Source organism: Pseudarthrobacter enclensis, from assembly GCF_030811655.1.
In the GTDB taxonomy this organism is placed as follows: Bacteria; Actinomycetota; Actinomycetes; order Actinomycetales; family Micrococcaceae; genus Arthrobacter; species Arthrobacter enclensis_A.
Genome location: NZ_JAUSRE010000001.1, coordinates 122586 through 145717 on the forward strand (window position 1 = coordinate 122586; position 23132 = coordinate 145717).

A 23132-nucleotide genomic window follows, 5' to 3' on the forward strand; every position below is an offset into this window, starting at 1 on the left:
AATCCTTTCATGATCCCAGCAGCGAGGCCGCCAGCATGTCCAGGTCGGCGGCGTGGGCATGCCCGCGGTTGGCCTCAGCCACCCGCACCACCTCGCCGATGACCAGCACGGCCGGGTTGCTGCAGCCGGCGGCGGCGGACGCGATGGTGCCGAGGTCCGCGATGGTGGTGCGCTGGCCGGGCCGGTAGCCCCGCTCCACCACTGCCATGGGCATGTCCGGGCGCATTCCGGCACGGCGCAGGCCCGCGGCGAGCTGGTGGAGGGTTCCAATGCCCATCAACACCACGATGGTGCCGCCCAGGCCGGCCAGGTGCCGGTGTTCCTTTTCGGTGAGCGGCGCGTGCCCGGAGACCACTGTGAACATGTGGCTGACTTCCCGGTGGGTGACGGGGATGCCTGCCGCGGCCGGCACGGAGATGGCGCTGGTCACGCCGGAGACCACCTGGACCTTGACGCCCGCTGCCACGCAGGCGGCAACTTCCTCGCCGCCGCGGCCGAACACGTAGGGGTCACCGCCCTTGAGCCGGACAACGTTGTTGCCTGCCAATGCGCTTTCCACCATCAGCTTCTCGATGTCCGACTGGCTGACCTTGTGGTGCCCTGGCTTCTTTCCAACGTCCACCAGTTCTGCGGAGGTCAGCAGCGGCAGTTCCTGGTACGGGGCCAGTCGGTCGTAAAACACGACGTCGGCGTCCCGGAGCGCCTTGACGGCTGCCACGGTGAGCAGGTCGCTGGTGCCCGGGCCGCCGCCCACCAGCGTTACGTGGCCCGCGGGGCCAGCGGCCGGTTCGGCGGCGACGGGAATGCCGGCTTCCCGGCAGCGGTCCAGGAGGGAAGCCCACCCGGGCTGGCCGTCCTCGACGGCGGCCACCAGGAATGTCCCCTGCGGCACCTGGGCGGGCTGCCCGGCGTCGTACGGGCTGATGAGGCGGTGGACGACGGCGCCCGCGGCCTGGTACCGCCGCACCGCCTGCCGCGCGGCGGCGTGGGTGCCCGTCACCAGGACGTCCCGGCCGGTGAGGTCGATACTGAGCTGCATGGCTATGCCTCGTTTCCAATGGTTTCCGGTGTGGCGGCGCGGACCGGGATGGAAGAGCCGATCAGGACTTTGCCTTTTTCCTCGGGGGTGGCGGGACGCATCTGGCCGCGCTCGTCCGGGACGAAGGTGATGGAGTCGTCCTTTTGGTCCGGGGCGTTGACGAAGGAACGGAACCGGCGGAGCCGCTCGGGGTCCTTCAGGGTGTCGGCCCATTCATCGACGTAGGTGTCCACATGCTTGGCCATGGCGGCTTCCAGCTCCTCGGCGATGCCCAGGGTGTCCTTGACCACCACGTCCTCGACGTGCTTGATGCCGCCGTCGAGTTCTTCCTGCCAGCGCGCCGTGCGCTGCAGCCGGTCCGCGGTGCGGATGTAGTACATGAAGTAGCGGTCGATGTACTTGATCAGGGTCTCGTCGTCCAGGTCCTTGGCCAGCAGCTGGGCGTGCGCGGGGGTGGCGCCGCCGTTTCCGCCGACGTACAGGTTCCAGCCGTCCGCGGTGGCGATCACGCCCACATCCTTGCCGCGGGCCTCGGCGCACTCACGGGCGCAGCCGGAGACACCCATTTTGAGTTTGTGCGGGCTGCGCAGGCCGCGGTAGCGCAGCTCCAGCTTGATCGCCATCGCCACGGAGTCCTGGACGCCGAAGCGGCACCAGGTGGAACCGACACAGGACTTCACCGTGCGCAGGCTCTTGCCATAGGCCTGGCCGGACTCGAAGCCGGCGTCCACAAGTTCCTTCCAGATCTCGGGCAGCTGCTCCAGGCGTGCACCGAACATGTCGATCCGCTGGCCGCCGGTGATTTTGGTGTAGAGGCCGTACTTCTCGGCAACGGCGGCGATCACGCCAAGCTTCTTGGGGGTGATCTCACCGCCGGCGATGCGGGGGACCACCGAGTAGGTGCCGTCCTTCTGCATGTTGGCCAGGGCGCGGTCGTTGGTGTCCTGGAGGGTGCCGCGGCCGGCGTCCAGGACGTAGGCGCTGTTCTGGCTGGCCAGGATGTTGGCGATGGTGGGCTTGCAGATGTCGCAGCCCGCTCCCGTGCCGTACTTGGCCATGATCTCCTCGAAGGAGGTCAGTTCCAGGACGCGGATGGCGTCGAACAGCTCCTGGCGGGACAGTTCAATGTGCTCGCACAAGGCCTTGGAGACCTCGACGCCGGACTTGGTCAGCTCCGTTTCCAGCAGCTTCTTCAGCATGGGCACGCAGGAACCGCACTGGGTGCCGGCACGGGTGCAGCCCTTCAGCTCCCCGAGTTCCTGGACCGGGGCATTGCCCTCGCATGCGCCGCAGCCGTTGATGGCGTCGCGGATGGTGCCGGCGGTGACGTTGTTGCAGGAGCACAGCGTGGCGTCATCCGGGAGTTCGGTCTCGGGAGCTTCGCCGCCGCCTGCCGCGCTGAGGAAGGCGCCGGGCTCTGCGGGAAGTTCGCGGCCCAGGAGCGGCCGCAGGCTCATGTACGGAGACGCGTCACCCACGAAGATGCCGCCCAGGAGGGTCTTGGCGTCGTCGGTGGTGACGATCTTCTGGTAGACGCCGCGGGCAGGGTCCGCGTACACGATCTCCAGTGCGTGTTCTGTCCTGGCGAAGGCGTCGCCGAAGCTGGCCACGTCCACCCCGGACAGCTTCAGCTTGGTGGCGGTGTCGAAGCCGGGGAAGGTGGCGTCGCCGCCGTGCAGCCGGTCGGCCACGATCTCGGCCATGGTGTTGGCCGGGGCCACCAGGCCGAGGCACATGCCGCCGAAGTTGGCCACCTCGCCAATGGCCCAGATGCCGGGGACTTCGGTGGCGCAGTAGTCGTTGATGACCACGCCGCCGCGGGGACCCAAACTGAACACCTGTTCTCCGCCCTCGGCCGCGCGGAAAAGTTCATCGCGGGGCTTGACGCCGACCGCCACAATCACCAGGTCAGCGGGGATGATGCGTTCGTCCGCCATGAGCACCCCGGTGACCTGGCCGTCGTCGTCCGTCAAAACTTCGCTGGGGAACACGCCGCCGTGGACTTCGAAGCCCTTCGCTTCGATGAGGCGCCCCAGGGCCTGGCCTGCGCCCTCGTCCAGCTGGGTGTTCATCAGCCACGGCGCACCGTTGATGACCACGGGCGTGGCACCCAGCTGCTCGGTGCCGGCAGCCGATTCGAGTCCCAGGAGGCCGCCGCCGATGGTCACGGCGTTGATTTTGCGGCCGAGCCTTTCGGTCAGCTCCGCGATGGCTTTGTTGATGGCCCACACATCTTCGAGGGTGCGGTAGACGTGGGCCTTGTCGGCGCCGGGAATGGGCAGGCGCACGGCGTCGGAGCCGGTGGCCACCACCAGTTCGTCATACGGATAGCTGTTCCCTGCAGCGGTTTCCACCGTCTTGGCGCCTGCGTTGATTTTCACCACCCGCTCGCCGGTCTTCAGGACCAGCGATCCGTGCTCCCACATGGAGGCTGTGCCCAGGGTGAGGTCCACCCCGGTATCGGTGAGGGCCTTCGAGAGTGCCACCCGGTCGTACGGGAGGTGGGCTTCCTCGGTGAGGACCGTGACATGCCAGCCGTCGAGGCCCCGGGCATGCATGGCGTCCGCAAAACGGTGGGCCGCGGGGCCGCCGCCGGCGACGACGATGCGGCGCGGAGTCTCTGTGCTTGAAGTCTGTTCGGTCACTGTGGGCCTTTCGCATGGGCCGCAGACGGTGCTCTGCAGCTTGTGCCTCCAGCCTAGGGAGGGGCAGTTTCGCCTCAGTTTCCCAATTGTTTCGCCAACTTAACTTCTGCATCACGGGGACATTTCGTGCGGCGTTAGGTCTCTTTTACGCACCGGACACATTGCCCGCACCCGGTTGAAACACCCGGACCCTAGCGTGGAACACGGTTGCAGAAGCGGCCACTGCAAAGGACAACAGGCACAGGGAAAGGAGCCGGACATGACGGCAACACTGGAACTTGGGGCGCTCGCCGCCGAATCAGACCTCGCTGGATTCGAGACCGGCTGGTACCGCGTCTGCGCGGTTGACGACCTGGAGCCTGCCTGGGGAGAGGCTGCCTTGGTGGCAGGCCGCCAGGTGGCCCTGTTCCGCACCGCCCCGGCCGAAGTTTTCGCTGTGGCCCACGAGGATCCGGCCACCGGGGCCCACGTCATGGCCCGTGGCATCCTCGGTTCGAAGGGGAACCGCCCCACTATCGCCTCGCCGCTGCACAAGGAGCTCTACGACCTTCAAACCGGCGAATGCTTCACTACGCCCGGCCTTCGGCTGGCGGCGTACAGCACCCGCATCACGGACGGCTTCGTTGAGGTGGAGCTGTAGCACTTAGACCCCAAAGGGGCGCCGGGCCTTTCGTGGCCCAGGCGCCCTTTGAGGTTAAAACCGCAGTTCCTACAGTCCCAGCGCCTCGCTGACGTCGTGCAGGACTTCGTCCAGCGAGGCCCGTGCCGCCTGGCGGGCCGCCGGCAGTTCCGCGGCGGATTCCACCTGCTGAATGACCTCCAGGTAGCACTTGAGCTTCGGCTCCGTGCCACTGGGCCGGATGATGACGCGGGTCAGGTTGCGCGTGATGTACAGCAGGCCTTCGGTGGGCGGCAGCTCGGCGCTGCCCTCGGCCAGGTCGGTGAAGACCTCTACCGCCGATTGTCCGAACGATTCCGGCGGCGAGACCCGCAGGCGGTTCATCATGGCGTCCAGCAGTCCCAGGTCCGCCACCCTGATGCTGAGCTGGTCGCTGGCGTGCAGGCCGTGCTGGAGGTAGAGCTCATCGAGCGTGTCGAAGACGGTTTTGCCCGCTGCTTTGGCGGTGGCCGCGAGTTCTGCGATCAGGACGGCTGCGGAAATGCCGTCCTTGTCCTTCACCAGGTCCGGCGCCACGCAATAGCCCAGTGCCTCTTCGTAGCCGTAAACCAGGCCGGGAACCCGGGAGATCCACTTGAAGCCGGTCAACGTTTCCTCGTGGGCAAAGCCGGCCGCGGCGGCGATGCGGGCCAGCAGCCTCGAGGAAACGATCGAATTGGCGAAGACGCCGGGGCTGTCCCCATCAGCGCCGGTGGCAGCGCCGTCGGCGAGCCGGGCCACCATGTGGGCGCCCAGCAGTGACCCCACCTCGTCGCCGCGGAGCATCCGCCATGCGCCGGTGTCGGGGTCCTTGGCGGCCACGGCAGCCCTGTCGGCGTCGGGGTCGTTGGCGATGACCAGGTCCGCATCCAGGCGGGCTGCCGCCTCCAGTGCAAGGTCCAGCGCGCCCGGTTCTTCCGGGTTGGGGAAACTTACGGTGGGGAAATCGGGGTCCGGATCGGCCTGTTCCGCCACCACGGTGACATCTGTGAAACCTGCCGCCGCCAGGACGTCGACGGCCGTCCCGCCGCCGACGCCGTGCAGGGGGGTCAGGACAATGCGCAGGTCCCGCGCGGGAAAGCGTTCCTGCATGGCGAGTGCCGCCGTCGCCCGTTCGTAGTCGGCAGCGAGCGAGCCGTCCAGGACGGTCCAGCCATCCGCCGCAAGCGTTATTGATCCCAGTGTTCCCACCGCGTCGATCCGCGCGGCAATCTCCGCATCGTAGGGCGCTACGATCTGGGCGCCGTCCCCATCCGCCGCCACGGCATGCCGCCCCAGGTACACCTTGTACCCGTTGTCCTGCGGCGGGTTGTGGCTTGCGGTGACCATGACGCCGCCGTCGCAGCCCAGGGCCCGGACGGCGTACGCCAGCACGGGAGTGGGCAGGGCGCCCGGGAGGAGGAAGGTTTCGATGCCTGCCGCAGTGAAGATGGCAGCCGTTTCTGACGCGAAGACATCCGAGTTGTGCCGGGCGTCATAGCCGACGACGGCGCGGGGCCGGGTACCGGGCGCGGCCTTTCCCACGGCGTCCCCCAGGAAGGCGGCGAGACCTGCGGCTGCGCGGCGCACCACTACCCGGTTCATCCGGTTGGGACCGGGACCCAAGGCAGCGCGCAGGCCGGCGGTGCCGAACTGCAGGGTACCGCGGAAGCTGTCTTCCAGTTCCTGCCGGGCTCCGGGATCACCGTCGTCCACCAGGCGGACCAGCTCAAGGAGGGCCTCCCGGGTTGCGGGGTCCGGGTCCTGGGCAGCCCATTCGCGGGCCTCGGCGAGCAGGCGAAGTTCAGCATCGGCAGTCGTCATGGGCATAACGCTATCGTCATTGCCGGTCCGCGCGCGGCAACCGGCGGCCGCGGCCGCTACAGCTTGGCGATGATGTCTGCCAGCAGCCGGGAGATCCGTGGTCCTGCAGCCTGTCCGGACTCGATGACCTCCTGGTGGCTCAGCGGTTGCGGGCTGATGCCGGCGGCAAGGTTGGTGACCAATGAGATGCCGAACACCTCCATTCCGGCGTGCCGCCCGGCGATGGCCTCCAGCGCCGTCGACATTCCGATCAGGTCGGCGCCGATCCGTTTGGCGTACTGCACTTCCGCGGGCGTCTCGTAGTGGGGGCCGGGGAACTGGGCGTACACGCCTTCGTCCAGGGTGGGATCGACTTCGCGGGCCAGCCCACGGATGCGCGGCGAATACAGGTCCGTAAGGTCCACGAACGTAGCGCCTTCCAAGGGGGAAGCGGCGGTGAGGTTGATGTGGTCACGGATCAGTACCGGGGTGCCGGGGGCCCAGGCCTCGTTGAGTCCGCCGCAGCCGTTGGTGAGGACCAGTGTGCTGCATCCGGCGGCTGCCGCGGTCCGGATGCCGTGCACCACGGCGCGGACGCCCTTGCCCTCGTAGTAGTGGGTCCGCGCGCCCAGGACCAGGGCGCGTTTGCCCTCCTTGGTCAGCACGGAGCGGATGGTGCCCACATGGCCTTCCACGGCAGGCGCGTGGAAGCCCGGAACTTCCTCTGCGGACAAGGTGGCGGTGGTCTCGCCGACCAGGTCGGCGGCTTCGCCCCAGCCGGAGCCCAGGACCAGGGCCGTGTCGTGGCGGTCCACGCCTGTCTCTTCGGCGATGTAGTCCGCGGCGGCGCGGGCGGCGGCGAACGGGTCCGTGTTCAGGAAGTCTGTTGTACTCACCAGTACAAGTTATCCTGCCGCCCCTGTTACCCCTGTCACGGCTGGCCCCGGGACGCCCTGTTTTCTTGGTGGTCAGGCGGTGGATGGGCGAGAATGGATGACTGTGACTACGCATCCAGATTTCAGTTCCCCCCGGATCGCAATCCTGGGAGGTGGTCCCGGCGGATACGAAGCCGCCATGGTGGCCGCCTCGCTCGGGGCGACGGTCACGATCATCGAACGCGCCGGGCTGGGCGGCTCCGCCGTGCTGACCGACGTAGTCCCTTCCAAGACCCTCATCGCCACGGCTGACCTCATGACCCGGGTGGCCGAGGCCGGAGAGCTGGGAGTGAAGTTCGACGTAGACGGCGGCGACTTCGTGCCGGTGATGCACGCCGACCTCAAGCACATCAATGACCGGCTCCTCAACCTGGCGCGCACCCAGTCCCAGGACATCCGTGACGGCCTGGAGAAGCGCGGCGTTCGCATCATCGCCGGCTCCGGCCGCCTCCTGGACCCCCACACCATCGAGGTCCTGACGGCCGATGGGACGGAGACAGTGGAGGCCGACACCATCCTGCTGGCCGTGGGCGCACACCCCCGGGAACTGGAGACGGCGCGCCCGGACGGGGAACGGATCCTGAACTGGACCCAGATCTACGACCTGGACGACCTGCCGGAGGAACTCATCGTGGTGGGCTCCGGCGTGACCGGGGCCGAATTCGCCTCCGCCTACAACGGCCTCGGCTCCAAAGTCACCCTCGTCTCCAGCCGCGACCGTGTGCTGCCCGGCTCGGATGTCGATGCCGCCGTGGTTTTGGAGGAAGTCTTCGAACGCCGCGGAGTCCGCGTCCTGTCCCGCTCCCGCGCACAGACGGTGGAACGCACGGACGACGGTGTGGTGGTCACGCTTTCTGACGGCACGAAGGTCACCGGCAGCCACTGCCTGCTGTGCCTGGGCTCCATCCCCAACACCGCAGGCATCGGCCTCGAAGAGGCCGGAGTGGCCGTCAGCGACAGCGGCCACATCAAGGTGGACGGCGTCTCACGCACCACCGCGCCCAACATCTACGCAGCCGGCGACTGCACCGGCGTCCTGCCGCTGGCCTCCGTGGCCGCCATGCAGGGCCGGATCGCCGTGGCCCACTTCATGGGGGACGGCGTCACCCCGCTCAAGCTCCACCAGGTGGCATCCAACATCTTCACCTCGCCCGAAATCGCGAACGTCGGAGTGTCCGAGGCCGAAATCGAGTCCGGTAAATACCAGGCCGACGTCATCAAGCTCTCGCTGAAAAGCAACGCCCGCGCCAAGATGCGCAACGCCAAGGACGGGTTCGTGAAAATCTTTGCGCGGAAGGGCTCCGGCACGGTGATCGGCGGTGTGGTGGTGGGGCCCAACGCCTCCGAGCTGATCTTCCCCATCTCCATTGCGGTCAAGCAGAAGCTGCACGTTGACGACGTTGCCAGCACCTTCACGGTATACCCGTCGCTGACCGGATCCATCTCCGAGGCTGCCCGCCGCCTGCACGTCCATATGTAAGGCCGTCCGCAGCGGCAGTGGGAGGGTGGACCCCTCCGGGATTGTCCACCCACGCCCCGGTACTTTCGACTCTGTGGCCCTTGGTGGCGCGGGCGTCACACTGATGCCATGACGGCTGCGCGGACCCTGGCACATGCGAACAAAGGCCCTGGCGTTGGGAAAGCGATGACGACGGCGGTGCTCGCCCTGCTCCTGGCCGCGTGCTCCCCGCCGGCAGGCCAAGGCGGCCCGGGTTCGACATCAGCACCGCCTCCCAGCGCGGGCGGAGCAGGCGGAACAGCGGGCAGATCCGGCACCGGCAGCCCGGCGTGCGACCTCATCACCCCCGGGATCGCGGCCAAGGTGGACCCCGGACTTGTGCCCGTGGGCCAGAACAGCCCGGCCCGGCCACCGGGAAGCAAGGCCTACCTGTGCAGCTATTCGGGCAAATCGCCGGAACGGGGCCTGACCGCCTTGTCCGTTGCCCTGGTTTCGCCCGCTTCCGACTCTGACATCGCCAAAGCGAAGGCAACGTCCGACTGTTCGCCGGTTACCGGCATTGGTGACTTCGCCTGCCTGCAGTGGACCGGATACTTCCGCGGCGAGGCCGGCGGCGCGTCAGCCAACGTGGTCCTGACCGCCGTCAGGGGCAGCGAAACCCTCGAAATGCCGTATGTCACGGGACCGCCGATGGATGGCGGCGCCGTCCCCGACGGCAATGCCATGGCGAAGGCGCTCGCCCAGGCTGCAGCGGACGCGGGCTGGGGCAACGGCAGCCAGCTCAACGTCCCTGCCGCTCCGCCGGTGGGTCCGCCTGCCACCACCAACAATGCCGTTTGCGCGCTCTTCAGTCCCGCCCAGGTCAAGCAGGCCTTCGGGGCGGCAACGGAACCGCAGATTCTTCCGGGCGAAGTCAGCTGCCGCTACACATTTGGCCAACTGGGGACACCCGGGCCCGACTCCATGATCTTCAGCGTCGAAGTCCTCAAGACCTCAGGTTCCCCACTCGGTGCCCCGGCCATGGGCGGCGAGCCGGTGGATGGCATCGGGGACAGTGCTGCGTTCTCCATGACCACCGAACCCGCAGGGCCCAAGGCACTTCGACCGGCCGGGGACGTGCCCATCACGATCCTGTCCGTGCAGGCGGTCAAGGGGCAGACCGTGGCGACATTCCTGGCGCAGGTCCTGATTTCCCCGGCCGGACCCACTGCAGAGCAGACGAAGGAGCAACTCATCTCGCTGGTACGGGGCGCGGCGTTCTAGTCAGGCTGCGGCCACTGCCTGGAAGTGCCGTTCGATGAGGCCCTTGATGTCCTCGTGGCATCCGCCGCAGCCGGTGCCGGCGCGGGTGGCCTTGGAGACGTCCGTGACCGTGGAGCAGCCGTCGGCCACCGCTGCCGTGATGGCAGCACCGCTCACCCCGGCGCACCGGCATACGGTACCGGCGGGGTCGGCGGAGGCTCCCGGCAGCTGGTCCGGCCCGTCGAGGCGCAGCAGCAGTGACCGGTCGGCCGGCAGCTCGGCGCCGCGTTCGAAGAGCCCCACCAGTTCAGCGGCGGTCCGCGGCACGCCCACGGCTACAAGGCCTTCGAGCACGCCTCCGCGCGTGGTCATCTTGACGTACCGGCCATGTTCCGGATCCGCCCATTGGGCCACCTGCAGGCGCGGCCTGCCCGCTGCCGCTCCCGCCGTGAGGGCTTCTTCGTCCCAGGGGTCCGCCGAGTTGTCGCCGGCCACGGCCATGGTCATTCCGCGTGCCTTGAGTACCACGACGCCGGGCTGTTCCGCGGGCAGCGCGGGCAAAAGTTCCGCCCCCGCAGCTGAGCCCTCCGCAAGGAGGGTGAGATATTCGGCCAGCCATTCGGCCTGCCGCCATCCCGGGCCCACAAGCCCGGACGGCCCCTTGCTGTTGCGGCATTCGGCGCAGCCCGGATCCGGGCAGCGGACTTCGGCGCAGTCTCCGATGGCGAAGATGTGCGGTTCGTGGTGCGCCCGCAGCCGGTGGTCCACCAAAATCCCGGTGCCGGTGGACAGGCCGCAGCCCTCGGCCAGCTCTGTCCGGGGACGCACGCCGCACGAGATGACCAGGAGGTCGCCGTCAATCGCGGAGCCGTCGTCGAGCAGCAAGGCCGAGAAGCCGCCGTCGGGCGCGTTGTGCTCAACCCCGGTGGAGCGGGCGTTGCCCGCCACCCGGACGCCGCACCGGCGAAGCCCGGCGGCCAGGACCGCCCCGCCGCCCCGGTCGATGCTGCGGCCCAGCGGATGCGGCCCGTTGTGGACCACGGTGACGGTGGCGCCTTCTTCGGCTGCCGCCAGCGCGGTTTCCAGGCCCAGGACGCCGCCGCCCAGTACCACCACCCGCTTGCCGCCGTCCACCGCCTCCCGGAGTACGGCGGCGTCGCGGAGGTCGCGCAGTGCCGTGACCCCGGCGGGCAGGACGGGGGAGGACGGGTCCGGATTGATGCCAGTGAGGTTGGGGATCACCGGCCGGGACCCGGTGGCAACCACCAAGCGGTCGTAGTGGACCGTCGCACCGTCCGAGAGCAGGACCTGCTGCCGCGCCCTGTCGACGCGCCTGGCCCGGAGTCCCAGGCGGACGTCCACTCCCTGGGCAGCCAGATCTGCGGCATCGGCAAGGGCCAATGCGTCCGCGGTGGTCCGGCCGACGCCGAGGTCGGCGACCAGGACCCTGTTGTACGCAGCTTCAGCCTCCGCGCCCACCACGGTGAGCCGGACGTGGCCTCCGCGGACTGCTGGCAGGAGTTCGTCCACCAGCCTGGCGGCCACCGGGCCGAATCCCACGATGACAATCTGCTCGCTCATGAGGCCTCCGTCGTTTGCAGTTGGCGGGCGGAACCGGGCGCAGGCACCGGCCGCACCCATACCGTGTTGAATTTGAATTCGGGCATCCCGGAGACGGGGTCCGTGGCGGCTTCGGTCAGCCGGTTGGCGCTTTCGGAGCCGGGGAAGTGGAAGGGCAGGAAGACCGTCTCGGGGCGGATGGTCGTACTGAGTTCGGCCCGGCACAGCACTTCGCCGCGCCCGTTGGAGACGGACACCAGTGATCCGTCCGTGATGCCCAGGGCCTCTGCGGCCGCCGGGTGGAGCTGGGCCCTGGCCTCGGGCTGGGCGGCGACGAGCTCGGCGACCCGGCGGGTCTGGGCGCCGGACTGGTAATGCTCCAGGAGCCGGCCGGTGATGAGGGTCATGGGTGTGCCGGCGGGGTCCGTTGCCAGTCCTTCGGGAGTACGACGGCGGCGCGGCGCCACCGGGACCAGGACCGCCTTGCCGTCGGGGTGGGCAAAGCCGTCCCGGAACAGTCGCGGGGTTCCGGTGCTGCCTGCCGGGTAGGGCCAGTAGGCCGCTTCGCCCCGGTCCAGCATGGCGTAGTCGATGCCGGAGTAGTCGGCCAGTCCGCCGGCGGAGGCGAGCCGCAGTTCCTCGAAGACCGTTTCGGGATCCTCGCTGTAGGTGGAGGGTGCGTCCAGCCGCTCCGCGAGCCGGGCCATGATCCACAGTTCGCTGCGGGCACCGGCGGGAGGGGAGATGGCGCGGCGGCGGCGGAGGACGCGTCCCTCCAGGTTGGTCAGGGTGCCGTCCTCTTCGGCCCACTGGAGGACGGGAAGGATGAGGTCCGCCTCCGCGGCGGTTTCGGACAGGAAGAAGTCGCAGACCACCAGGAAGTCCAGGCTCCGCAGTCCCTGGATCACGGCGTTGGCGTCAGGTGCTGCCACCGCGATGTTGGAGGCGTGGACGAAAAGGCACCGGACGCCGTCGGGCTTTCCGAGTGACTGCAGCAGCTGCACGGCGGGCAGGCCCGGGCCGGGGATCATGTCTTCGGGAACGCCCCAGACGGCGGCGACGTGCGCGCGGGCTGCGGGGTCCGTGATTTTGCGGTACCCGGGCAGCTGGTCCGCCTTTTGGCCGTGTTCACGGCCGCCTTGGCCGTTGCCCTGGCCCGTGAGGGTGCCGTACCCGCTGCGGGCCGAGCCGGGCAGGCCCAGCAGGAGGCTGAGGTTGATGGCGGCAGTGGCGGTGTCGGTTCCGTCCACGTGCTGTTCCACGCCCCGGCCGGTGAGGATGTAGCTGCCGCCGTTGCGGGCGCCGGCCGCGAGTATCCGGGCGGTGTCGCGGATCAGCTCCGCGGGGACACCGGTGATGGACTGGACGCGTTCGGGCCAGAAGGCGTTCACGCTGCGGACCACGGCGTTGTAGCCCGAGGTGCGCTCCTGGATAAAGGCGGCGTCCGCCAGGTTTTCGTGGATGACCACGTGGGAAAGGCCCAGCAGGAGGGTGAGGTCGGTGCCCGGGAGGGGCTGAAGGTGGAGCCCGCCGCCGTCGGCCGTGAAGGCTGCCGTGGCGGACCGGCGCGGATCCACCACGATCAGTCCGCCGGCGTCACGGGCGCCCTTGAGGTGCTGCACGAACGGCGGCATGGTTTCGGCAACGTTTGATCCGAGCATCAGGATGGCGCTGGCCGTATCCAGGGCCTCGAGCGGGAAGGGCAGGCCGCGGTCCACGCCGAAGGCGCGCATGCCTGCGGCGGCTGCGGAGGACATGCAGAACCTGCCGTTGTAGTCGATGCGGGAAGTTCCCAGGGCCAGCCGGGCGAACTTGCCCAGCTGGTAGGCCTTCTCGTTGGTGAGGCCGCCGCCGCCGAAAACGCCGACGGCGTCCGCGCCGTGGCGGGCCTGAGTGTCCTTCACGGCTCTGGCAGCCAGATCCAGGGCCTGGTCCCAGCCGATGGGCCGGTGCACGCCGTCGGCGCCCTTCAGCAGGGGGTCGGTGATCCGGCCCGCGTGGTTCAGGAGGGAAGCCGAGGTCCAGCCCTTCCGGCACAGGCCGCCTCGGTTCGTGGGAAAGTCCCGGCCCTGGACCTCAACCTGCGCTCCCGGGACGGCTGCTGCTGCCGGGCTGGTTCCAGGAAGTACAGGCGCGGGGCCCGGCCCCGGCTGTGAAGCCGGGGCCAGGTCCGCGCGGGGAGTGAGCGTCATGGCGCACTGCAGCGCGCAATATGGGCAGTGCGTGTCGGCGCTTTTGGGCATGTTAGACGTGTCCCATCGCGTTCCGGCCGGCCTTGCGGATGTAGCAGGTCCAGCAGACCAGCAGCATCAGGATGTAGGCGCCGACGAATCCGTAGAAGGCCGGGGTGTAGGAGCCGCTTGCGGTGCTGGAGGCATTCAGGACCTGGGGAATCACGAAGCCGCCGTATGCACCGATCGCGGAGATCAGGCCGAGCGCCGAGGACGCCAGGCGCTGGGTGGCCACGGAATCTGCGCCCTTCCGTGCGGCCCGGCTGGACGTGGCGAAGATGACCGGGATCATCCGGTATGTTGCGCCGTTGCCGAATCCGCTGGCGGTGAAGAGCATCAGGAAGAGGACCAGGAAGAGCGGAAAGTTCTTCAACGGCAGGGTCCAGATCATGGTCAGTGTGATCACGGCCATGGCCCCGAATGCGGAGACTGTCATCCTGGCCCCGCCCATGCGGTCCGCCATGCGGCCGCCGTACGGGCGTGCCAGGGAGCCCACCAGCGGGCCGAGGAATGCCAGGGACAATGCCACGGTCCCCACAGAGATGGAGGAGAACGCGGGGAAGTAGTCCTTGATCAGCTTGGGGAAGACCCCCGCGAAGCCAATGAACGAGCCAAAGGTGCCGATGTACAGCAGCGCCATGATCCACAGGTGCGGCTCCTTGAGCGCCGCCACTGAGCCGGCCACGTCCCCCTTGGCGCTCGTGAGGTTGTTCATGTACTTGAAGGCGCCGAACGCGGCAATCAGGATGAATGGAACCCACATCCATCCGGCCATGGGAAGGTTCACCGTACCGGCGGCCAGCAGGGTGACCACTATGGGAACGGCAAGCTGCGCGACGGCTGCGCCCAGGTTACCCCCGGCGGCGTTCAGTCCCAGCGCCCAGCCCTTCTCCCTGGCCGGGTAGAAGAAGGTGATGTTGGCCATCGAGCTGGCAAAGTTGCCGCCGCCGAAGCCCGCCAGGGCTGCCACCAGGAGCATTACGCCGAACGGCGTCCCGGGGTTGGAGACGCAGAGGGCCAGCCCGGTGGAAGGGATCAGGAGCAGCAGGGCGGAGACGACCGTCCAGTTGCGGCCGCCGAAGCGGGGAACCATGAAGGTGTAGGGGATGCGGAGCGTTGCCCCCACCAAGCTGGGCATGGAGATGAGCCAGAAGATTTCGGAGGTGGAGAACGTAAAACCGGCGGCCGGCAGCTGGACCACCACAATGGACCAGAGCTGCCACACCACGAAGCCGAGGAACTCGGCGAAGATGGACCAGTTCAGGTTCCGCCGTGCGATGGCGCGGCCGGCCGACTCCCACTGTTCCTTGTTCTCGGCGTCCCAGTTGGCAATCCATCGGCCGGGGCGGAACTCAAGGACAGGGGTGTCTGTGGTGCGGGCGGGGCCGGGCTGCACGGCGGCCTCGACGGTGCGGTCAACAGTCACGGGTTACCTCCTTCAAGGGGATGATGTTCCTCCCAAGGTAGGGACGGCGCGTTTCGCGGACCGTCGATGTTTGTTAACGAGCTGTGACTTTTGCCTATCCGCCCACTGCCGGCCGCGTGAGGCCACCCTCACGGACCAGAAAATGAGACACGCAACACAGGTCCGGATAGTGGACGTTTCGTCCATTGACTGGACGTGGCGAAGTAAGATCGAACTCTAACTACTCGCGCCGGGAGGCAGGCTTCCCCTGTGCCCGGCCGGTCTCACGAAAGCGTTTACCTATGTCATCCACCGATACCACCGCGCTGCCTGGTGCACAGCAGCCGGTGAATTCCCGCGGCCGGGTCATCGTGGCCAGCCTGATCGGCACCACAGTGGAGTTCTACGACTTCTACGTCTACGCCACAGCCGCAGTGCTCGTCTTCCCGAAGCTCTTCTTCCCCAGCGCCAACGAAACCACGCAGCTGCTGAGCTCGTTTGCCGTCTTCGGCGTGGCCTTCATCGCCCGCCCCCTCGGCTCCATCGTCTTCGGGCACTTCGGCGACAAGTTCGGCCGCAAGGGCACGCTGGTGGCGTCGCTGCTGACCATGGGTATAGCAACATTCCTGATCGGCTGCCTGCCCACGGCGCTGGTGCCGGGCTGGGAGTTCTGGGCCCCGGCGCTGCTGGTGGTCCTGCGCTTCGCCCAGGGCCTGGCGCTCGGCGGTGAATGGAGCGGCGCCGCGCTGCTGGCCACGGAGAACGCCCCGGCCAACAAGCGCGCCATCTACGGCACCTTCCCCCAGCTGGGTGCCCCGATCGGCTTCATCATCGCCAACGTCATCTTCCTTGTGGCCAGCTACACCCTGACGCCCGAGGCCTTCGCGGCATGGGGCTGGCGCGTGCCGTTCCTGCTTAGCGCCGTCATGGTCATCCTGGGGCTCTACGTCCGGCTCAAACTGATCGAAACGCCCGCCTTCACCAAGGTGGTGGAATCCAACGAGGTGGCAAAGCTTCCGCTGGGCCGCGTCTTCAGGACCAGCTGGCGCCAGCTGATCCTGGGCACCTTCATCATGCTGGCCACCTATGTGCTCTTCTACCTGATGACCACGTTCACGCTGACCTACGGCACCAAGCCCACCCTGGAAGGCGCCAAGGCGGCAGCCGAAAAGGCAGGGAAGCCCATGTCCGAGGCCGCTGCTGCCGCGTTCGTTCCCGGCCTGGGCTACAGCCGCAACGACTTCCTCTGGATGCTGATCGCCGGCGTCGTCTTCTTCGGCATCTTCACCCTGGTCTCCGGGCCCCTGGCCGAGAAATACGGCCGCCGCAAGATGCTGATCGCTGTCACCGCCGGCATCTTCGTCTTCGGCCTGCTGTTTGTCCCGCTGTTCAGCGGCGGCTTCGTGGGCACGATGGGCCTGCTGATCCTCGGGTTCTCGCTCATGGGCCTCACTTTCGGGCCCATGGGAGCGCTGCTGCCGGAACTGTTCCCCACGAACGTCCGCTACACCGGTTCGGCCATCAGCTACAACTTCTCCAGCATCCTGGGTGCCGCGGTGGCCCCGTTCATCGCCGTGGCCCTGTGGGAGCAGGCAAAGGGAAGCCCCTTCCTGGTGGGTGTCTACCTGACCGCCATGGCGGTGCTGACCCTGATCGCGCTGTTCCTCACCCGCGAAACCCGCGACGTCGACTACGAGAACAACGTGGCCTGACACCCCTGGAAAATGCCCGGCGGACCCTGGTGGTCTGCCGGGCATTCTCTTGCCCAGCGGGGTACAGCGATCAGCGGGAGTAGCGGGCCACGAAGTTCTTCAGCACCGTCATCGGTTCGGTGACCGTGAATCTGCGGGCGTTGGCCATCAGTTCCTCGGCGGACTCGGGCGGAAAGTACCCGGCGTGCCGGTAGATGTCGATGCGCGTCACCAGGCCGTCAGTGTCCAGCTCCGGGTGGAACTGGGTGGCGTACAGGTTTGTCCTGATGCGGAACATGTGGACGGGGCAGGTGGCGGAGCTGGCCAGCAGCACCGCGTGCCTGGGCAGCAACCTCACGGCCTCCTTGTGTCCGGTCAACGCCGTGAAGGCCTGTGGCATCCCCTGCAGGATGGGGTCCTGCAGTCCTTCTTCGGTCAGTTCCACCTCCACCGCGCCCAGCGGCTCGCCATAGGTGCGGTCAATTACGGCGCCCTGGTGGCTGCCGAGCGTGCCCACCCCGTAGCAGGCCCCCAGGAACGGGAAGTCGAGGGCAACCAGCTGGTCCAGGAGGGCGGACAACTCGCGTTCCACCCGGTGCTGGACCGGGCTCTTATGCTCCGGCGGGTCGCTGGAGGTGAACGGGCTGCCCCCCACGATCACGCCGGAGTACCGTGACAGGTCCAGGGCCGGCAGGGGCGCGGCTTCGAGCCGGACCCGGTGCAGCTCCCGCTCGTCCAGTCCGCCATACCTCAGGTACGCGGCGTACTCGTCCTCGGCGGCGGCATCCTCCGCCCGGGAGGCCAGGAGCAGGAAAGGCAGCATGAGCTAAGTCTGCCTCCTGGCGCAGCTGCCCGCCAGCACGCGGCAGGCGGGCCCGGAGCCAGGCGGCAGGGAACGGTCTAGGCAGGCGGCTGCATCAGCGACCGGCGGGACTGTGGCCGGGCCGCCGGGTCCGCGTGGCGGTGCACCAGCTTCCAGTAGCCTTCCTCGCGCCGGAAGATGCTGGTCACGCGGAGCGCGAACTCCTCGGTGGCAGCCGCCTGGTCCAGCCGTGCCCGGAAGTGTTCGGTCTCCACCAGGTAGGCGGTGTCACGGGCGGTGTAGGAGACCACGGTATCGAAGCCCAGCATTTCGCCGTCCCGGAACTGCCGGGCGGCCTGGTCCAGCCGGGCTTCCACCTGCGCCCAGCCGCGGGCAATGCCGCCGAACGGATTGGCAAGGGTGACGTCATCGAGCCTTGAGTACAGGTCCTTGATGGGTGCCGGGTTGCCCCGGGTGATCTCGGGGACCGCCTGGTGGTAGCGGTCCACTTCTTCCTGGAAGCTTGGTGCGAGCATGGCTGGGCGGCCGCTTTCTAGTCTTCGATGGTGGCGATGATGGCGCCTGCGGACACCGTTTCGCCCGCGGTTGCTGTCAGTCCGGTGATGGTGCCGGAACGGTGTGCGGTGAGTGGCTGCTCCATCTTCATGGCTTCCAGGACAACTACAAGGTCACCTTCGGTCACCACATCGCCGTGGGAAACGGCCACCTTCACGATGGTTCCCTGCATGGGGGAGGTGAGTGCGTTGCCGGTGGCGGCGGCGGGGCCGGCCGAACGGGAGCGCTTCTTGGACTTGGCCGGCTTGCCGGCGGCTGCGGCGCCGGGCGTGCCCAGGGACGCGGGGAGAACCACTTCAAGGCGCTTGCCGCCCACTTCAACCACCACGCGCTGGCGGTCCCCGGCCGTACCGTCGGCATCTGCGGTGCCCTCCGGAGTCCACGCGGGAAGGTTGTTGGTGAATTCGGTTTCGATCCAGCGGGTGTGGACCTTGAACGGGCCTTCGGCGGGCGCGAACGCGGGGTCGGAGACCACTGCGAGGTCGAACGGGATGACGGTGGGGATGCCCTCCACCACCATTTCCTCGAGTGCGCGGCGCGCGCGCTGCAGGGCCTGCGGCCGGCTGGCGCCGGTGATGATGAGCTTGGAGAGCATGGAGTCGAAGTTCCCGCTGATCACGTCGCCCTGCTCCACGCCGGAGTCCACGCGCACGCCGGGGCCTGTGGGGTTCTTCAGGACGCGGAGCGTGCCGGGGGCGGGCAGGAAGTTCCGGCCCGGGTCCTCGCCGGTGATACGGAATTCGATGGAGTGCCCGCGCACTTCGGGGTCGCCGTAGCCCAGTTCCTCGCCGCGTGCCAGCCGGAACTGTTCGCGGACCAGGTCGATGCCGGTGACTTCCTCGGAGACACAGTGCTCCACCTGCAGGCGGGTGTTGACCTCAAGGAAGGAGATGGTCCCGTCCTGGCCCACCAGGAATTCGCAGGTACCGGCACCGAGGTAGCCGGCCTCCTTCAGGATGGCCTTGGAGGATTCGTACAGCCGGCGGTTCTGGTCCTCGGTGAGGAAAGGTGCCGGGGCCTCCTCCACGAGCTTCTGGTTGCGCCGCTGGAGCGAGCAGTCACGGGTGGACACCACCACCACGTTGCCGTGGGCGTCTGCCAGGCATTGGGTTTCCACGTGGCGCGGGGCGTCCAGGAAGCGTTCGATGAAGCATTCGCCGCGGCCGAAGGCGGCAGTGGCCTCACGCACGGCCGATTCGTAAAGCTCCGGGATCTCTTCCCGGGTGCGGGCCACCTTGATGCCGCGCCCGCCGCCGCCGAAGGCGGCCTTGATGGCCACCGGAAGCCCGTACTGGTCGACGAAATCCAGGACCTCGCCGGCGGATTCGACGGGGTCGGCGGTGCCGGGCACCAGCGGAGCGCCCACCTTTTCCGCGATGTGCCGGGCCTGGACCTTGTCGCCCAGGGCGGAGATAGCTTCGGGGGAGGGGCCGATCCAGGTGATCCCGGCCTCGATCACGCGGGCGGCGAACTCGGCGTTCTCGGCGAGGAAGCCGTAGCCGGGGTGGATGGCGTCGGCGCCGGACTGGCGCGCGGCGTCGATGATCTTGTCCATGACCAGGTAGGACTCGGCGGCGGTGGTGCCGCCCAGGGCGTACGCCTCGTCAGCGAGCCGGACGTGCAGTGCGTCACGGTCCGGGTCTGCATAGACAGCCACGGAGGCAAGGCCCTCATCCCGGGCCGCCCGGATGATCCGCACGGCGATTTCGCCGCGGTTGGCGATCAGCACCTTTGTGAGGCTCGGCTGCGTGGTTCCTGCGGAATGCTCCAAATTTGCTGACAAGGCGTCTCCTTCTTTCCTTCAGGGAGCCTAGCGCGGTTTTGAGGGTTCCGCCGATATTACTTGCGGAATCCGCGTGTAAAGCGGCCCTCCTTTGTAGGGAAGCTACAAGGAGGGCCGTAAATGAAGTGCTTTACCGCGGCGGCCAGAGGTCCGTGATGCGCACGCTGGCGGCAGCGAGCAGGCCCCTGAGTGTGGAGACGGAAAGACCGACGACGGCGTGTGGGTCGCCGTCGACCTTCCGGATGAAGGCCCCGCCGAGGCCGTCGATGGTGAAGGAGCCCGCGCAGTGCAGCGGCTCACCCGTGGCGATGTAGGCGTCGATCTCTTCGGGATCCATGTCCTGGAAGGAAACCTCGGCGGAGGCCACCGCCCCCAGCGTGGCGCCCGAGCCGCGGCCGGCGCCGCCGTCGTCGTCCGTGTCCCTGCAGTCCACCAGCCAGTGCCCTGTGTGCAGCACCCCGGCGCTGCCGCTCATCCGGAGCATGCGTTCGCGGGCCACCTCGGCGGTGTACGGCTTGCCATGCGCCTCGCCGTCGAACTCGAAGACGGAGTCGCAGCCCAGCACCAGGGCGCCTTCCGCTTCCGGCAACGACGCAACGGCCTCCGCCTTGGCCCTGGCCAGCAGCAGCGCGGTGTCGTGCGGGTCGGTGACGCCGTACTTCGCCTGGACGGCTTCCTCGTCGACGTCGGACACCAGCACGGTGTGCCGGATGCCGGCTTCCGCCAGGAGCTTGGTGCGGGCGGGGGACTGGGAGGCGAGAATCAGATGCAGCACGGCTTCAGCCTAGTGGACCAGCTCGCCCGGAGCGGTTGCGGCCTGGCCGCGGTTGAGCTTGGCGCCCTCCACGTCCACGTCCGGCAGGAACCGGTCCAGCCACCGCGGCAGCCACCACGACTTGGCGCCCAGCAGGTACATCACGGCGGGCACGATGGTCATGCGGACCACGAACGCGTCGAACAGCACGCCGAAGGCCATCGCAAAGCCCAGCGGCCGGACCATGGTGAGGTGGCTGAAGATGAAGCCGGAGAACACGCTGACCATGATGATCGCGGCTGCGGTGACCACGGCGGCTGCGTGCCGGAATCCCACCCGCACAGCTTCCTTGGCCTGCGAACCGTGCATGTAGGCCTCGCGCATGCCCGACGCAATGAACACCTGGTAGTCCATGGCCAGCCCGAACAGCACGCCGATCAGGATGATCGGAAGGAAGCTCAGCACCGCCCCTGGGTTGGCCACGTCGAAGACGTTCCCCAGCCAGCCCCACTGGTAGACGGCAACCACAGCGCCGAAGGCGGCGGACAGGGACAGCAGGAATCCGCCCGTGGCCAGCAGCGGGACCACGATGGAACGGAACACGAGCAGCAGCAGGATCAGGGAAAGTCCGACGACGATCGCCAGGTAGGGCGGCAGGGCGTCGCCCAGCTTGGTGGAGACGTCCACGTTGCCGGCGGTCTGCCCGGTCAGGCCCATGGTGACGTCATAGTCGGCCTTGATTTCACCGTTGAGGCCACGCAGTTCGGAGACCACCTTGACGGTGCTGGCGCTGGCCGGGCCCTCCTTGGGGATGACCTGGAAGACGGCGGTGCGGCGGTCTTCGCTAAGGGCAACCGGGACGGCGGCCACGACGTTATCCACGGCACGGAGCTTGTCCGCAATGTCGTACTGCAGTTTCTGCGCCTGGGCCGAGTCCAGGCCCGCGGGGAACTCGCCGACGGCCACGATGGGACCGGTGACGCCTTCGCCGAAGCTGCGGGCGGTGAGGTCGTACGCCTGGTATGCCTCGGACTCCACCGGTTCCGAGCCGCCGTCGGGCAGGGCGAGCTGCAGCTGGGTGGCCGGCAGGGCCAGGGTTCCGAGGAGGAGGACACCTGCAACGAGGGCCACCCAGGGGTGCCTGGTGACCAGGCCGCCCCAGCCCCGGGTGCTGCGTTCCCGGTCAACGGCAAGGTCCGCGGCCTCGTGGTCCGGTTGGGCGTTGTGCGCGTCAGCCTTGGCCCAGGCACGTTTGGAGATGATGCGGCGCCCGATGAGGGACAGCATGGCGGGGGTCAGGGTGATGGCGACAAGGACTGCCACCGCCACTGTTCCCGCCGCAGCGAGACCCATGACCGTGAGGAACGGAAGGCCAGGAACCACCAGGGCGGCCAGGGCGATGATCACGGTGAGGCCCGCGAAGACCACGGCGTTGCCGGACGTGCCGTTGGCCCTGGCCACGGACTCTTCGGGGTCCATGCCGGCCAGGAGCTGGGTCCGGTGCCGGTTGACGATGAACAACGAGTAGTCGATGCCCACGGCAAGGCCGAGCATGAGGGCCAGCATGGGGGAAATGGAGCTCATGTCGAACAGGCCGGAGAGTGCGAAGGTGATGCCCACTCCCACGCCGACGCCCATGATGGCCATGAGCAGCGGCAGTCCTGCCGCCACCAGGGTCCCCAGCATGAGGATGAGCACCAGGGCTGCTACGGCGATGCCAACGATCTCGGCGGTGCCGAACAGGGCGGAGATGTCCTCGGTGATTTCCTTGCTGGCCAGTGCCGTGACACCTGCCGAGGAGGTTTCATGGGCGATCTCCTGCACCTGCTTGCGAACGGAAGGAGCCAGGCCGTTGATGGAGGTGTTGAACTGCACCTGCGCCACGGCTGCCTTGTTGTCTTCTGAAACGAAGCGGATGGCTGATGCTGCCTGGGCCTGGCGTTTGCCAAGTTCCAGCTTGGCCTTATTCGCCTCCAGTTCCTTGGCGCCGGCGTCGAGCTTTGCCTGGCCCTGTGCCAGGGCTGCCTTCTGCTGGCCCAGCTGGGCCTCGATCACCGCGGCCGGGGCGCCGGCAGCGGTGAGCTGCTGCTCGGCGGCCGCCAGCTGGGCGTTGCCGGCTTCCAGCTGGGCGCGGGAGGCGTCCAGCTGGGCCTGGCCCGCGGCCAGCTGCTGTTCGCCATCGGTGATGGCCTTGCCTGCCTGGTCCACCTGGGCCTGGGTGGCGAACGGATCCACTGTGCCGCGGACGTCCGGGAGGGTCTGGAGTTTTTTGAGTGCGTCCGTCACGGCCGCCCGGCTCTGGGCCGTGAAACCGCCGTCGGGCGCTTCAAAGACGATGGTGGCGCTGCCGCCGGAGGCGGAGGGCAGCTCCTGCTTGAGCTTGTCCGCGATCCGCTGCGTTTCGGTGCCCGGAATCTGGAAGTTGTTGGAGAGGGTGCCGTGGAAGGCTGCGGCCGAGCCGCCCACGGCCACCAGCACGGCAAGCCACAGTGAGATGACAAGCCAGCGCCGGCGGTAGGAGAACTTGCCGAGGCGGTAGAGGAGGAGTGCCATGCGGAATACCGATCTGG

At 68.1% G+C, this 23132-nt stretch carries 16 protein-coding genes; 4 read left to right on the forward strand and 12 right to left on the reverse strand.

Annotated elements, in window-relative coordinates:
* Nucleotides 1–7: 7 nt before the first annotated feature.
* Together cobA and nirB are read right to left on the reverse strand one after the other, a co-directional pair.
* A complete protein-coding gene (gene cobA, locus J2X98_RS00560) occupies nucleotides 8–1039 on the reverse strand; it encodes a uroporphyrinogen-III C-methyltransferase (RefSeq protein WP_307303399.1) in 1032 nt (343 codons plus the stop codon).
* 2 nt (nucleotides 1040–1041) lie between these two features.
* The gene (gene nirB, locus J2X98_RS00565) at nucleotides 1042–3684 is read right to left on the reverse strand and encodes a nitrite reductase large subunit NirB (protein WP_307303401.1); all 2643 of its coding nucleotides are present in this window, start codon (nucleotides 3682–3684) and stop codon (nucleotides 1042–1044) included.
* Nucleotides 3685–3943: 259 nt separating this feature from the next.
* On the opposite strand from nirB, the gene nirD reads away from it, so the two are divergent.
* Complete coding sequence (nirD, locus tag J2X98_RS00570) at nucleotides 3944–4324, forward strand: nitrite reductase small subunit NirD (RefSeq protein WP_141940638.1); 381 nt, start codon at nucleotides 3944–3946, stop codon at nucleotides 4322–4324.
* 69 nt (nucleotides 4325–4393) lie between these two features.
* Here nirD and J2X98_RS00575 read toward each other — a convergent pair whose 3' ends face one another.
* On the reverse strand, nucleotides 4394–6145 hold the full coding sequence (locus tag J2X98_RS00575; RefSeq protein WP_307303404.1) for a phospho-sugar mutase: 1752 nt from the start codon (nucleotides 6143–6145) through the stop codon (nucleotides 4394–4396).
* Between the two features lie 56 nt (nucleotides 6146–6201).
* On the reverse strand, nucleotides 6202–7020 hold the full coding sequence (locus J2X98_RS00580) for a purine-nucleoside phosphorylase (RefSeq protein WP_141940640.1): 819 nt from the start codon (nucleotides 7018–7020) through the stop codon (nucleotides 6202–6204).
* Between the two features lie 103 nt (nucleotides 7021–7123).
* Here J2X98_RS00580 and J2X98_RS00585 point away from each other — a divergent pair, with 103 nt between their 5' ends.
* Both J2X98_RS00585 and J2X98_RS00590 read left to right on the forward strand, forming a co-directional pair.
* Nucleotides 7124–8539, forward strand: a complete 1416-nt coding sequence (locus J2X98_RS00585) for an NAD(P)H-quinone dehydrogenase (protein WP_141940641.1) — start codon at nucleotides 7124–7126, stop codon at nucleotides 8537–8539.
* Nucleotides 8540–8647: 108 nt separating this feature from the next.
* On the forward strand, nucleotides 8648–9781 hold the full coding sequence (locus tag J2X98_RS00590; RefSeq protein ID WP_307303407.1) for a hypothetical protein: 1134 nt from the start codon (nucleotides 8648–8650) through the stop codon (nucleotides 9779–9781).
* On the opposite strand, the gene J2X98_RS00595 is transcribed toward J2X98_RS00590, so the two are convergent.
* The 3 genes from J2X98_RS00595 to J2X98_RS00605 are packed head-to-tail and all read right to left on the reverse strand — an operon-like array spanning nucleotide 9782 to nucleotide 14977.
* On the reverse strand, nucleotides 9782–11341 hold the full coding sequence (locus J2X98_RS00595; protein WP_307303409.1) for an FAD-dependent oxidoreductase: 1560 nt from the start codon (nucleotides 11339–11341) through the stop codon (nucleotides 9782–9784). It lies immediately after the preceding gene.
* Nucleotides 11338–13563 carry a molybdopterin oxidoreductase family protein gene (locus tag J2X98_RS00600; RefSeq protein ID WP_307303411.1) on the reverse strand — a complete coding sequence of 742 codons (2226 nt, stop codon included), beginning with the start codon at nucleotides 13561–13563 and terminating at the stop codon, nucleotides 11338–11340. The genes J2X98_RS00595 and J2X98_RS00600 overlap by 4 nt, the downstream gene beginning before the upstream one ends.
* A 1-nt stretch (nucleotide 13564) precedes the next feature.
* Nucleotides 13565–14977 carry an MFS transporter gene (locus J2X98_RS00605; protein ID WP_307303414.1) on the reverse strand — a complete coding sequence of 471 codons (1413 nt, stop codon included), beginning with the start codon at nucleotides 14975–14977 and terminating at the stop codon, nucleotides 13565–13567.
* A gap of 281 nt (nucleotides 14978–15258) precedes the next feature.
* Between J2X98_RS00605 and J2X98_RS00610 the strand changes: the two genes are divergently transcribed.
* On the forward strand, nucleotides 15259–16668 hold the full coding sequence (locus J2X98_RS00610; RefSeq protein ID WP_307303416.1) for an MFS transporter: 1410 nt from the start codon (nucleotides 15259–15261) through the stop codon (nucleotides 16666–16668).
* A 70-nt stretch (nucleotides 16669–16738) separates the two neighbouring features.
* Here J2X98_RS00610 and J2X98_RS00615 read toward each other — a convergent pair whose 3' ends face one another.
* The 5 genes from J2X98_RS00615 to J2X98_RS00635 all read right to left on the reverse strand — a co-directional run bounded on the left by J2X98_RS00615 (nucleotide 16739) and on the right by J2X98_RS00635 (nucleotide 23115).
* On the reverse strand, nucleotides 16739–17470 hold the full coding sequence (locus tag J2X98_RS00615; RefSeq protein WP_307303419.1) for a glutamine amidotransferase: 732 nt from the start codon (nucleotides 17468–17470) through the stop codon (nucleotides 16739–16741).
* A gap of 77 nt (nucleotides 17471–17547) precedes the next feature.
* Nucleotides 17548–17985, reverse strand: a complete 438-nt coding sequence (locus J2X98_RS00620; RefSeq protein ID WP_141940647.1) for a YybH family protein — start codon at nucleotides 17983–17985, stop codon at nucleotides 17548–17550.
* 17 nt (nucleotides 17986–18002) lie between these two features.
* Nucleotides 18003–19808, reverse strand: coding sequence for an acetyl/propionyl/methylcrotonyl-CoA carboxylase subunit alpha (locus tag J2X98_RS00625; protein ID WP_141940648.1), 1806 nt, complete (start codon nucleotides 19806–19808; stop codon nucleotides 18003–18005).
* Between the two features lie 130 nt (nucleotides 19809–19938).
* A complete protein-coding gene (locus J2X98_RS00630) occupies nucleotides 19939–20583 on the reverse strand; it encodes a Maf family protein (protein WP_141940649.1) in 645 nt (214 codons plus the stop codon).
* Between the two features lie 9 nt (nucleotides 20584–20592).
* Complete coding sequence (locus J2X98_RS00635) at nucleotides 20593–23115, reverse strand: MMPL family transporter (RefSeq protein ID WP_307303422.1); 2523 nt, start codon at nucleotides 23113–23115, stop codon at nucleotides 20593–20595.
* Nucleotides 23116–23132: the final 17 nt, after the last annotated feature.